This is a genomic window from Mesorhizobium sp. 43Arga (assembly GCF_053714255.1).
The window spans coordinates 324716-338063 of record NZ_JBSKBO010000007.1; the positions used below are offsets into that span (position 1 = coordinate 324716).

10 protein-coding genes are annotated in these 13348 nt (G+C 62.9%); 9 read left to right on the plus strand and 1 reads right to left on the minus strand.

Going from position 1 to position 13348, the window contains the following annotated elements; all coding sequences use genetic code 11:
* Positions 1 to 80: 80 nt before the first annotated feature.
* The 5 genes from ACWGS8_RS24475 (at position 81) to ACWGS8_RS24495 (ending at position 6290) form a co-directional block, all read left to right on the plus strand.
* Entirely contained in the window at positions 81 to 1352 is a 1272-nt protein-coding gene (locus tag ACWGS8_RS24475; protein ID WP_454583309.1) for an ABC transporter substrate-binding protein, read from the plus strand.
* A gap of 92 nt (positions 1353 to 1444) precedes the next feature.
* Entirely contained in the window at positions 1445 to 2305 is an 861-nt protein-coding gene (locus ACWGS8_RS24480; protein WP_183456267.1) for a carbohydrate ABC transporter permease, read from the plus strand.
* Positions 2302 to 3138, plus strand: coding sequence for a carbohydrate ABC transporter permease (locus ACWGS8_RS24485; protein WP_454583310.1), 837 nt, complete (start codon positions 2302 to 2304; stop codon positions 3136 to 3138). Before ACWGS8_RS24480 ends, ACWGS8_RS24485 begins: the two co-directional genes overlap by 4 nt.
* Before the next feature lie 8 nt (positions 3139 to 3146).
* Positions 3147 to 4226: an ABC transporter ATP-binding protein gene (locus ACWGS8_RS24490; RefSeq protein ID WP_454583311.1), complete on the plus strand. Its 1080-nt coding sequence runs from the start codon at positions 3147 to 3149 to the stop codon at positions 4224 to 4226.
* Positions 4227 to 4262: 36 nt separating this feature from the next.
* Positions 4263 to 6290, plus strand: a complete 2028-nt coding sequence (locus ACWGS8_RS24495; RefSeq protein WP_454583312.1) for an aldo/keto reductase — start codon at positions 4263 to 4265, stop codon at positions 6288 to 6290.
* A gap of 21 nt (positions 6291 to 6311) precedes the next feature.
* Here the strand turns inward: ACWGS8_RS24495 and ACWGS8_RS24500 are convergent, their stop codons facing one another.
* Positions 6312 to 7220, minus strand: a complete 909-nt coding sequence (locus ACWGS8_RS24500; protein ID WP_454583313.1) for an AraC family ligand binding domain-containing protein — start codon at positions 7218 to 7220, stop codon at positions 6312 to 6314.
* A gap of 213 nt (positions 7221 to 7433) precedes the next feature.
* Between ACWGS8_RS24500 and melA the strand changes: the two genes are divergently transcribed.
* The 4 genes from melA (at position 7434) to ACWGS8_RS24520 (ending at position 13348) form a co-directional block, all read left to right on the plus strand.
* A complete protein-coding gene (gene melA, locus ACWGS8_RS24505) occupies positions 7434 to 8900 on the plus strand; it encodes an alpha-galactosidase (protein WP_454583314.1) in 1467 nt (488 codons plus the stop codon).
* 102 nt (positions 8901 to 9002) lie between these two features.
* A complete protein-coding gene (locus tag ACWGS8_RS24510) occupies positions 9003 to 11084 on the plus strand; it encodes an ABC transporter substrate-binding protein (protein ID WP_454583315.1) in 2082 nt (693 codons plus the stop codon).
* Positions 11085 to 11200: 116 nt separating this feature from the next.
* Positions 11201 to 12208 (plus strand): ABC transporter permease, encoded by a 1008-nt coding sequence (locus ACWGS8_RS24515; RefSeq protein WP_454583316.1) that lies wholly within the window; start codon positions 11201 to 11203, stop codon positions 12206 to 12208.
* Positions 12209 to 13348: an ABC transporter permease gene (locus tag ACWGS8_RS24520; protein ID WP_010914057.1), complete on the plus strand. Its 1140-nt coding sequence runs from the start codon at positions 12209 to 12211 to the stop codon at positions 13346 to 13348.

Here is a 13348-nt window from a genome sequence, read left to right on the forward strand (position 1 = left end):
CCCTTTGTCGGCGACAAGCCTTCCGCGCCGAATAGTGTAGCCACGCTCGCAGAGAGAGCAAATGAAATGGGAGGATTTCAATGCGCATCACACTGTCTTGCGCCGCGCTCGCGCTTGTCCTGGGCTCAGCCCCGGCCTTTGCGCAGTCCGGCGAGATCACCATCTGGAGCTGGAATGTCGCTGCTTCGTCGCTGAAGGCCACGGTTGCCGGCTTCAACAAGCTGCATCCCGACATCAAGGTCACGGTTCAGGATCTCGGCAACCAGCCGACCTATGACAAGTCGATCGCCGGCTGTGCGGCCGGCGGCGTCGGCCTGCCCGACATCGTCACCATCGAGAACGGCGAGGCCGAGAATTACTGGAGCCAGTTCCCCGACTGCTTCGTCGACTTGCACACGCTGGGCTATACGGCGGAAGACCAGAAGAAATTCCCCGATTTCAAGCGCACCGAACTCGAGGTCGGCGACAAGGCCTATGCCATGCCGTGGGATTCCGGCCCGGTCGCCGCCTTCTATCGCCGCGACTTCTATGAAAAGGCCGGTGTCGATCCGGCATCGATCAAGACCTGGGACGACTTCATCGCCGCCGGCAAGAAGATCCAGGCGGCCAATCCGGGTGTGTCGATGACCAACGCCGATTTCAACGGCGACACCGAATTCTTCCGCATGATCTCCAACGAGCAGGGCTGCGCCTATTTCGCCGAGGATGGTCAGTCGATTACGGTCAGCGAACCCAAATGCGTCGACGCCTTGACCAAGGTCAAGGAGATGAAGGACGCCGGCATCGTCTCGTCCGCCGACTGGGGCACCAAGATCACCAACAACACGGCAGGCACAGTCGCCACCCAGGTCTATGGCGGCTGGTATGAAGGCACCATCCGCACCGAATCGGCCGGCGAAAACGGCAAATGGGGCGTCTATCTGATGCCGAGCCTCACATCAGACGGTCCGCGAGCCGCCAATCTCGGGGGGTCGTCGCTGGCCATCACCTCGGCCTCGAAGAACAAGGAGGCGGCCTACGAGTACCTGAAATACACGCTCGGAACCAATGAAGGCCAGATCACCATGTTGAAGGAGTTCGGCCTCGTCCCCTCGCTGGTCTCGGCGCTGAATGACCCCTATGTCGGCCAAGGCCTGCCCTATTGGGGTGGCCAGCCGGTGTGGAAGGATATTCTGGGCACCTTGCCCAAGGTCGTCCCCAGCCGCGGCACGCAGTTCCAGAGCGATGCCGAAATCATCGTCCGCGCCGTGCAGACCAAATATCTGGCCGGCGGCTATCCTGATGCCAAGGCAGCACTCGACGACGCCGCAAAACAGATCGCGGCGGCGACCGGATTGCCGGTCAAATCATAACCTCCCAGGGACGGGGTCCGGGACGGCTCTTGCCTCCCGGACCCTCCGCCTGCGAGCTTGTCTGAAACACCGGATATGAGGGGAGGAGCAGGATGCGCAACCGCAATGCCACGGCCTATCGTTTCCTGGCGCCGTATCTGCTGATCTTCTCCGTCTTCTGGGTGTGGCCGATCATCTCGTCGTTCATGATCTCCTTCCAGGCGACACGCACCGTGCCCTGGCGCTTTGCGCCGGGCTTCAACTGGGGCCGGCTGATTGGCGATCCGGCCTTTTTCAACGCGCTGAAGAACACGCTGCTCATCCTCGTCATCCAGGTGCCGGTGATGATCGCGCTGGCCATGGTGATGGCCGTACTTTTGAATTCGCCGCTGCTGAAGGCGAGGGGCCTCTACCGCTTCGCCTTCTTCGCTCCGGTCGTCGTCGGCGAGGTCGCTTATTCGGCGGTGTTCCGGCTGATGTTCAGCCTCGATTTCGGCATCGTCAACAAGCTCCTGAACAGCGTCGGGCTGCCCAAGATCGACTGGTTCTCCAATGTCACGCCGGCCATGGCGCTGATCATGATCGCGGTCACCTGGCGCTGGGCCGGCTACAACGCCATCATCCTTCTGGCCGGCATGCAATCCATCCCCGAGGATGTCTATGAGGCGGCGACGCTTGACCGCGTCAGCAAGCTGAAGCAGTTCTTCCACATCACCTTGCCGCTCCTGAAGCCGGTCATCGTGTTCTGCCTGGTGCTGTCGATCATCGGCACTATGCAATTGTTCACCGAGCCCTTCCTGATCACCGAGCGCGGCGGCCCGGGTGGCGGCACCGAGACACTCGGCCTGCTGCTCTACCGCCAGGGGTTTCGGTCGCTCAATTTCGGCTATGCCTCGGCCGTCGCCTACACCATGGCGGCGCTGGCAATCGCAATCACGCTGGTGCAGCTGTGGCTGACGAGGGAAAAGCAATGAGTTCGCTCTCCTCCGCCCGCCTGAGGCGCAGCATCGCGCTGCATCTTTTCCTCACCCCGCTGGCGCTGATCTGGCTGTTCCCGCTGTGGATGATGATCGTGTTCTCGACCATGCCCGACAACGGCATCTTCAGCCCCGGCATCGAGCTCTTGCCGCACGGCAATTTCGTCGACAATTTCAACAATCTGCAGCGCGACACAAATTTCGTCGGCGCCATCGGCATCTCCGTTTCGGTGGCGGTGACCTACACCTTCCTGTCGGTGCTGTTGACGTCGATGGCCGGCTGGGCGCTGGCGCGCTACCAGTTCTTCGGCAAAGGTGTGGTTGTCGGCATCATCTTCGGCACCATCACGCTGCCCTATGCGGTGGTGCTGATCCCGCAATTCATCATGGTGGCGCGCGACTTCCAACTCGCCAACACCTGGGTGGCGCTGATCGTGCCGCCGCTGTTCAATTCGCTCGGCGTGCTGTTCATGCGCCAGAGCTTCTCCATGATGCCGGACGACCTGTTCGACGCCGCCCGCGTCGAAGGTGTGAAGGAGTGGCGCATTTTCCTCTTTGTCGCGCTGCCGCTGGCGCGGCCGATGCTGGCCGCACTCGCCATCATCCTGTTCCTCGCCTCCTGGAACAATTACCTCTGGCCGCTTTTGATCAACAGTCAGCCCGGTTCGATGACGGCGCCGGTGGCGCTTGGCACGCTGATCGGCCTCACCAAAGTGTCGTGGGGCGGTATCATGGCGGGCGCCGTGATGCTCACCGTGCCGATGCTGATCGTCTTCGTGCTCCTGCAGCGCCATTTTATCGCCGGCATCGCCGCCGGCGCAGTCAAGTAAGAGGCAGCATGGCAACCGTTACGCTGAGCAATGTGGTCAAGCGCTTCGGCGTCTTCGAAGTTGTCCATGGCGCCAACATCGACATCAAGCACGGCGAGTTCGTCGTCTTCGTCGGTCCATCCGGCTGCGGCAAGTCGACCCTGCTCAGGATGATCGCAGGGCTCGAGGACATCAGCGGCGGTGAGATTGCCATCGGCGGCAAACGGGTCAACGATGTCGAGCCGGCCGATCGTGGCATCGCCATGGTCTTCCAGTCCTATGCTCTCTATCCGCATATGAGCGTCGAGCAAAACCTCTCCTTCGGGCTGCGCATGACCGGCAACCCCAAGGCCGACACCGACCGGCGGGTGAAGCGCGCGGCCGAGATCCTGCGCATCAGCGAATTGATGGACCGGCGCCCGAGGAAACTCTCCGGCGGCCAGCGCCAGCGCGTCGCCATCGGCCGCGCCATCGTGCGCGAGCCGCAAGTGTTCCTGTTTGACGAGCCGCTCTCCAATCTCGACGCCGAACTGCGCGTCCAGATGCGGGTCGAGATCTCGCGCCTGCACAAGGAACTCGGCGCCACGATGATCTACGTCACACACGACCAGACCGAGGCGATGACGCTCGCCGACCGGATCGTCGTGCTGCGCGCCGGCCATATCGAACAGATCGGCCGGCCGCTCGATCTCTATGACGATCCCGACAATCTGTTCGTGGCCGGTTTTGTCGGCTCGCCGAAGATGAACTTCATCAAGGCGCAAATCGTCGGGCAGGATGCGCGTGGGGTCGTGGTCGAGCTGGCGGGCCAGGAGAAAACCCGTATCACCCAGCCACTGGCCGGCGCCGCGCCAGAAGTGGGCAGCAAGGTCATCGTCGGCGTGCGGCCCGAACATTTCGGCAGCGCCGGCGAGGGCGACACCGACCTTGTCGTCGCCATCGACGTGGTCGAGCATCTCGGCGGCACGAGCTTTCTCTACGCCCGAACGGCCCATGGCGAAGACGTGGTGATCCAGCGCGACGCCGCGAAAGTTCCCACCATCTCCGAGGTCACCGTTTCCATCCGCAAATCCTACCTGTTCGACGAAAATGGGCTGCGGTTGCGCTGACCGGCCGCCCCCTTCCAGCCTTCAAGGAGAATGACAATGACCGTAACCACGCCCATTCGCTGGGGCATTCTCGGCCCGGGCAGCATCGCGCAGGCCTTCGCCGGCGGCGTGGCCGCTTCGCGCACCGGAAAACTGGTCGCCATCGGCGCGCGTAATCCGGGCAAGCCGGGCCTTGCTGGGAATTTTCCCGGCGCCCGCATCGTCGACGGCTACGAACCGTTGCTTGCCGATCCCGACATCGATGCCATCTACATCGCGGTTCCGCATCCTGGCCATGCGCAATGGGCGATCCGGGCGGCGGAAGCGGGCAAGCATGTGCTGTGCGAAAAGCCGCTGGCGCTGACCGCCTTCGAGGCCGACGCCATGTTCCATGCCGCGCGCAAGGCCGGCACCTTTCTCGGCGAAGCCTTCATGTACCGGCTGCACCCGCAGACGCTGAGACTGGTGGAATTGATCAAGTCGGGCGTCATCGGTGAGATCAGGATGATCAAGTCGAGCTTCGGCTTCGCCATGCCGGGCTTCATGCCGCAGCATCGGCTCTACGCCAATGATTCCGCCGGCGGCGGCATACTGGACGTCGGCGGCTATACCGTCTCGATGGCCCGGCTGATTGCCGGGGCTGCGAGCGGTCTCCCCTTTGCCGAGCCCGACAAGGTGGTTGGCACCGCCCATCTTGGCCAGTCCGGCGTCGACGAATGGGCCTCGGCGCTGCTGCATTTTCCCGGCGGCATCGTCGCCGAGGTTTCCTGCAGCATTTCGCTGAACCAGGACAATGTGCTGCGTATCCTCGGCACCAAGGGCCGCATCGAAGTGCCGGACTTCTGGTTCGCCGGGGGAAATCGCGATGTCGGCCTCGGCCGGATCGACGTGATCGGCGCCGACGGCTCGCGAGAGACGATCAGCGTCGATGAAAAGCGCCATGTCTATTCCTTCGAGGTCGACGGCGCCGGCGGGGCCATCCTTGCCGGGCGGCAGGAGTTCGCCTGGCCGGGCATGGATTGGGCCGACAGTCTCGGCACCTTGCGCGTGCTCGACAGATGGCGCGCTGCGGTCGGACTGGAGTACGAGATCGAAAAGCCCCCGCTGCGCACCAACACCATCTCCGGCAGGCCTTTGCGGTCCGGCGGCACGGCGATCGGCAAGCGCGCCATTCCGGGCCTGGCGAAGCCGGCATCGGTGGTGGCGCTCGGCTTCGAGGATTTCCGAACGTTCTCCTCGGGCTCGATCCTGCTCGATGCCTTCTTCGAGGCCGGCGGCAATCTCTTCGACACCGGTTTTGTCTACGGCGGCGGCTACACCGAGACGCTGCTTGGCCAGTGGTTGCAGAACCGCGGCGTGCGCGAGCAGTCGGTGATCATCGCCAAGGGGGCGCATTCGCCGCTCTGCTATCCCGACGTGATTGGCAAGCAGCTTGCCCAATCGCTCGACCGCCTGCAGACCGATCATGTCGATGTCTACTTCATGCACCGCGACAATCCGGATGTGCCGGTCGGCGAGTTCGTCGACGCCATGGACCGTGAGGTGAAGGCCGGTCGCATCCGTGGCCCGTTCGGTGGCTCGAACTGGACGATGCAGCGCATGGATGAGGCGATTGCCTATGCCGAGCGCACCGGCAAGCAGAAGCCCGGCGCGCTCTCCAACAATTTTTCGCTGGCCGAAATGCTGGAGCCGATCTGGGCGGGTTGCGTCGCCTCGTCCACCGACGACTGGAAGGCCTGGCTGACATCCAGCCAGATGCCGAATTTCGCCTGGTCGAGCCAGGGCCGCGGCTTCTTCACAGAGCGCGCCGGGCGCGACAGGCGCGACAGCGAGGAACTGGTGCGGGTCTGGTATTCGGAGCGCAATTTCGGCCGCCGCGACCGCGCCATCGAGCTCGCCGCGCGGCTGCGCAAGAGCCCTATCCATGTTGCTCTGGCCTATGTGCTCAACCAGCCTTTCCCGTCGGTTCCGCTGATCGGGCCGCGCACGCTGGGTGAGCTGGAAGACAGCCTGCGGGCGCTGGACATCGCGCTTTCGCCTGCCGATCTCGAGTGGCTGGATGGCGGCAGCCTGCACGCGGCTTGATGGAACAGGCCTCAAGCGGCGTCAGGTCTCGTCGTCCGACACCCTGACGCCGCGCCTGGCCGGCGTCCGCAGATTGGCATACATGCCGGTGGTGCGGAATTGGCTGGGCGTTGTGCCGTAGAGGCGGCGGAAGACCTTCGAAAAATAGTTCGCATCCTCGAAGCCGCACAGGATGGCAACTTCCTTCACCGGCAGGAAGTCGGCCTTGGTCAGCAGCTTCGCCGCCCGCTGCAGGCGCTGCTGCAGCACGAATTCGGCGGGCGGCAGGCCTTCGCTCTCGGCGAAGCAGCGTGAGAAATGGGCCCGGCTGAGGCCACTGATCTGGACGAGCTCCGCCACCGGCAGCGGTTTGTCGAGATGGGCGTTGATATGATCGATGACCGGCTGCATGGCGCTCAGTTTTTCGGCGAAGGCATGCGAGCCGAAGACATCGTCATAGAGCGCCATCGCCGCCTCGTAGGCGACAGCGGACGCGGCACCCGCTGACGCAGCCCCCTTGATGAGGCGCAGGCTGCAATCGGCAAGGTGATCGATTGTCGCTGGCTTAAGGCGGAACACTGGACCGGAGATACTGAGGATCGACTTGTGGATGCGCAGCGCCTCCTCGCCGTTCATCGAGATCCAGAAATATTCCCAGCGCTCGTCGCTCGCCAGCCAGTAGCGGTGGTTGTGCGGCACCAGGACCAGCAGCGTGTCGTTCTCTTGCAGGCGGTAGTTGCGATTTTCGTAGCGCAGCCGGCCGGTGCCGCTGATCGTGTGCTGGAGCACGGTGAACGGCGTCTGGCCGCGTTTGCGTCCGTCCCAGTCATAGATCTCGTCTTCGCGCACCTCATAGCCGGTGCTTGTCGGCATGGCATGCAGGCGCTGCCGGCCGCGCGGCAGCGAGATGGTGCGCATCGACTGTCCGTTGGCGATCAAATCTCGTAGCACAAAATTACCCTTGAAAGCATAATCCTTCTCTGGTCGCGCTCGTGAATAAGGGCATAATCCCCCTCGAAAAGCGAGAGAGATCCGCAGGCGAGGAGCGGACAGGGAGGTTGGCAGGCCGGAATCCGGCTTGTCCCGCACACATGCCAGGGCATGCGGCTGCGACCCACCCCTGTCATTCCCGGCCTGTCACTGGAATAGGATAAGGTACGGCTGATGAGTTTCAAAATCGCTATCATCGGTGCAGGCAGCGTCGGATTCACCAAGAAACTGTTCACCGACATCCTGTGCGTGCCCGAATTCAGGGATATCGAATTCGCGCTGACCGACCTCAGCGAACACAATCTCGGGATGATCAAGGCTATTCTCGACAAGGTCGTCGAGGCGAACGGGTTGCCAACCAGGGTGACGGCGACAACCGATCGCCGCAAGGCGCTCGAAGCCGCGCGCTATATCATCAGCTGCGTGCGGGTCGGTGGTCTGGAGGCCTACGCCGACGACATCCGCATTCCGTTAAAATATGGCATCGACCAATGCGTCGGCGACACCATCTGCGCCGGCGGCATCCTCTATGGCCAGCGCAACATTCCGGTGATCCTCGACTTCTGCAAGGACATACGTGAGGTCGCCGCGACAGGCGCCAAATTCCTCAACTATGCCAATCCAATGGCCATGAACACCTGGGCGGCGATCGAGTACGGCAAGGTCGACACGGTCGGCCTCTGCCACGGCGTCCAGCACGGCGCCGAGCAGATCGCCGAGGTGCTGGGCGCGAAGTCCAGGCACGAGCTCGACTATGTCTGTTCCGGCATCAATCACCAGACCTGGTTCATCGATCTGCGGCTGAACGGTCGCAAGATCGGCAAGGATGAGCTGGTTGCCGCCTTCGAGGCGCATCCGGTCTATTCGCAGCAGGAAAAGCTGCGCATCGATGTCCTGAAGCGCTTCGGCGTGTATTCGACCGAGAGCAATGGCCATCTCTCCGAATATCTGCCCTGGTACCGCAAGCGGCCCGACGAGATCACCCGCTGGATCGATATGTCGGACTGGATCCATGGCGAGACCGGCGGCTATCTCCGCTACTCCACCGAAACCCGCAACTGGTTCGAGACGGAGTATCCGCAATTCCTCGAAGCGGCGTCGAAGCCGATCGATCCGGCCAAGCGCTCCAACGAACACGCCAGCCACATATTGGAGGCGCTGGAGACCAATCGCGTCTATCGCGGCCATTTCAATGTCAAGAACAATGGCGTGATCACCAATCTGCCGCAGGATGCCATCGTCGAGTCGCCCGGCTTCGTCGACCGTTTCGGCATCAACATGGCCGCCGGCATCACATTGCCGGAAGCCTGTGCGGCCACCTGCATGTCCTCGATCAACGTCCAGCGCATGTCGGTCCACGCCGCGATATCAGGCGACATCGATCTCCTGAAGCTCGCCGTGCTGCACGACCCGCTGGTCGGCGCGGTATCGACGCCGGAGGAAGTCTGGCAGATGGTGGACGAAATGGTCGTCGCCCAGGCTCAATGGCTGCCGCAATATGCGCATGCGGTGCCGGCCGCCAAGGAGCGGCTGTCGAAATCCGCGGTCAAGACCCGCGAATGGGCGGGTGCTGCGCGGCGAAACGTGCGCTCGATCGAGGAATTGCGCGCGGAGAAAGCCGCGCTCAAACAGGCCGGCTGAAACCCCGGGCGCTGCGACGGACCTTGGGAGGCAGGTCCATCGCATTGAGCCGCCCAGGCTGAGATGAGCAGCAGAAAACGTCTGAACATGAGGGAGGAGACTATGAGAAACCTACGCAGCATTGGCATTGCCGCCGGACTGGCGCTGAGCGTCTCGGTTCCGGCACTCAACGCATACGCTTCAGAGCCAACAGTCCCACCGGTGCCGGCGACCTTTCCGGCCGAGGGCAAGATCAAATACGTCGCGCGCGACTCCATCCTGGAGTTCAAGGCCCTGCCGGAATATCACGAGCCGGATTGGGTGACCGAAAAATACGTCAAGACCGGCAAACTGCCGCCGGTGAAGGACAGGCTGCCGAAGGAGCCGCTGGTCTTCAAGACGGCCAACATGCCCAACGGAATCGGCGTCTATGGTGACACCATGCGCCATGTCATCGGCGGCCGGCCGGAAGGCTGGAACTACGGCGCCGGCCAGACGCAAGGCTGGGGCGGTATCGATATCGGTCTTTCCGAATGCCTGACGCGCACGGCGCCGCTGTTCCAGGTCGAAGCCAAGGACACCGAGCCGCTGCCGAACCTCGCCAAAAGCTGGGACTGGTCGAAGGACGGCCACAAGCTGACCATGCATCTGATCGAGGGCGCCAAATGGTCCGATGGCGTTGCCTTCAACGCCGACGACGTCATGTTCTATTGGGATGACGAGGTGGTCGACCCGAACGTCTCGCCGCTCAATGGCGCGACGCCGGAAACCTTCGGCGTCGGCACGACGCTGAAGAAGATCGACGACTACACCGTCGAGTGGACCTTCAAGGACGCTTTCCCGAAACAGTATCTCTACGCCATGGCCTACGGCACGTTCTGCCCCGGCCCGGCGCACATATTGAAACCGCAGCATCCGAAATATTCGAAGAACACCTACGACCAGTTCAAGAACGCCTTTCCGCCGGAATATATGAACATGCCGGTGATGGGCGCGTGGGTTCCGGTCGAATACCGGCCGGACGACATCATCGTCATGCGCCGCAACCCCTATTATTGGAAGGTCGACGAGAAAGGCAACCAGCTGCCCTACCTCAACGAGCTGCAGTACAAGCTGTCGACCTGGGCCGACCGCGACGTCCAGGCGGTCGCCGGTTCGGGCGACTTCTCCAACCTCGAGCAGCCGGAGAACTTTGTCGCCTCGTTGAAGCGCGCCGCTGAAGCGAACGCGCCGGCGCGGCTCGCCTTCGGTCCACGCCTCATTGGCTACAATCTGCGCATGAATTTTTCGGCCAATGGCTGGGGCAATCCTGACGAACGCAGCCAGGCGGTTCGCGAGCTGAACCGCAACGAGGATTTCCGCAAGGCCGTCACCATGGCGCTCGACCGCAAGGCGCTGGGCGACTCCCTGGTCAAGGGGCCGTTCACCGCCATCTATCCCGGCGGCTTCTCCTCGGGCACCAGCTTCTATGACCGCAAGTCGACCGTCTACTATCCGTTCGACCTTGCTGGCGCCAAGGCCGAACTCGCCAAGGCCGGCCTCAAGGATACCGACGGCGACGGTTTCGTGAACTTCCCGGCCGGCACCGCCGGCGGCAAGAACGTCGAGATCGTGATGCTGGTCAACAACGACTACGGCACCGACAAAAGCCTCGCCGAAGGTGTTGTCGCCCAGATGGAAAAGCTGGGCTTGAGGGTCGTGCTCAACGGTCTCAACGGCACCCAGCGCGATGCCTCGCAATACTCCGGCCGCTTCGACTGGCTGATCCGGCGCAACGACCAGGAACTGACCTCGGTCGTGCAGAACACCGAGCAGCTCGCGCCTGTCGGTCCGAAGACCAGTTGGAACCACCGCGCGCCGGAAAGCGGCGAGGTCGACCTGATGCCTTTCGAAAAAGACCTGGTCGACATCGTCAACAAGTTTGTCGCGTCGGAAGACAATGACAAACGCGCCAGCCTGATGAAAGAGTTCCAGAAGATCTCGACCGAACACGTCTACAATGTCGGCCTGACGGAATATCCCGGCGCGCTGATCGTCAACAAGCGCTTCTCGAACATTCCGCAGGGCACGCCGATCTTCATGTTCAACTGGGCCGAGGATTCGATCGTCCGCGAACGCGTCTTCGTCGCGGCCGACAAGCAGGCGAAATACGAATTGTTCCCGCAGGAGCTCCCCGGCAAGCCCGGAGACAAGGGTCCGATGTAAATTTACCTCCCCTGACCAAAAGAGACCCGGCCGCGCCGCTGGCGCGGCCGGGGCAAACCAACCCTCCGAACGACCCTCAACGGGAGCGTCCGGCGAAATGAGGAAACCGACCGTCCATGCTGCGATTTCTGGCTATGCGCATAGCGTCGGCAATACCGGTCCTCGCAATCCTGAGCCTCGTCACCTTCGCCATCATCCAGGCGCCACCTGGTGACTATGCCGACTACATCCGTTCGCAGCTGATCAACCAGGGCGGGGCCTCCTTCGCCGAGGCCGATGCGCAGGCCCAGGCCTACCGCGTCGAACACGGCCTCGATAAGCCGCTGCCCGTTCAGTACCTCAACTGGATCGGCGGCATCATTACTCGCGGCGATTTCGGCTACAGCCTCTACTACAACAAGCCGGTCGCCGATGTGGTGGGCGAGCGCCTGCCGCGCACGCTGCTCCTGGCGCTGGTCTGCCATCTGCTCGCCTCGGTGCTGGGCATCACCTTCGGCATATGGGCGGCGACAAGGCAATACACCTGGATCGACTCGACGCTTTCGGCCATCGCCTTCCTCGGCATGACGGTGCCGCGCTTCCTGATGGCGCTGATCATCGTCTATCTGCTGGTCTTTCAGTTCAACGTGTCGGAGATCGGGTCGTTCTTCTCGCCACAATTTGGCGGTGCGCCATGGTCGTGGGCGAAGTTCGTCGACCTGGTCAAGCATGTCTGGCCGGTGGTCGCGATCGCCACTTTCGGCGGCCTCGCCTACAATATGCGTGTCATGCGCGGCAATCTGCTCGATACGCTCAACGCCCAATATGTCGAGACGGCGAGGGCAAAGGGTCTGACCGGCAGCGCCGTCGTCATGCGCCACGCGGTGCCCAATGCGCTGCATCCGCTCGTCATGTACCAGGGCGTGGTGTTGCCCTATATGCTCACCGGCGAGATCGAGACGGCAATCATCTTCGCGCTGCCGACCGTCGGCCCGGCGGTTGTCGGTTCGATGGCGGTCGGCGATGTTTATGTCACCGCCACCTTCATGATGGTGCTGGCGGCGACGCTGATTGTTGGCAACATCATCGCCGACATGCTGCTCGTCCTGCTCGACCCGCGCATCCGCCAATACGGAGAGAGCTAGATGCTGGCCCGCGATCCATCACCGCCGCCGCTGCCCGCCGAAGGGCCCATCGTCGCCAAACCGGCCCGCGGCAATGAAAGCTACATCGCGCTCGTCTGGCGCCGGCTGAAGCGCTCCTGGACCGGCATGGCCGGGCTTTGGCTCGTCGTGCTGCTGCTGGTGATGGCCGTGTTCGCCGAATTCCTGGCGCCGATGGACCCGAAGGCGACCGATGTCGGCTTCGCGCCGCCGCAACTGCCCTCCTTCCATGATAGGGACGGCAATTTCGTCGCGCGGCCGCGGGTCTATGCGCTGGCCGATTCGGCCGACCTCGATCCGGTCACCTTCCAGCCCATTGTCGGGCCCGACTACGACCATCCAAGGCTGCTCGGCTTCTTTACCGAGGGCGCGCCCTACAAGCTCTTCGGGCTGATCCCGGCGAACCGGCATTTCTTCGCCTCGATGGACGGCCAGCCGGTGCATTTCCTGGGCACCGACAAATTCGGCCGTGATGTGCTGTCGCGCGCCATACATGGCTCACGGGTCTCGCTGATGATCGCGCTGACGGTCGTCTTCATCATCACCGTCATCGGCACCACCGTCGGCATGGTTTCCGGCTATTTCGGCGGCCGGTTCGATATCTGGACGCAGCGCTTCGTCGAACTGGTGCTCGCCTTCCCGCAGCTGCCGCTCTATCTGGCGCTGACGACGCTGATCCCCGTCACCGCGCCGACCAATGTCTTCCTCGCCTTCGTCATCATCGTCATGTCGGCGCTGGGCTGGGCGCAGATGTCGCGCGAGGTGCGCGGCAAGACGTTGGCGCTGGCGCGCATCGAATATGTGCGCGCCGCCATGGCGGTCGGCGCCACCGACCGGCGCATCATCCTGCAGCACATCTTGCCCAATGTGATGAGCCACGTGATCGTCGCCGTCACCCTGGCGATCCCGACGGTGGTGCTGCTCGAATGCTTCCTCGGCTTCCTCGGCTTCGCGGTCAAGCCGCCGCTGATCTCCTGGGGCCTGATGCTGCAGGACACCGCGACCTATTCCGTCATCGGCACCTATCCCTGGATCCTGTCGCCGGTCGGTTTCGTGCTCGCCACCGTCTTTGCTTTCAACGCGCTGGGCGACGGCCTGCGCGATGCCGTCGATCCGTACTGA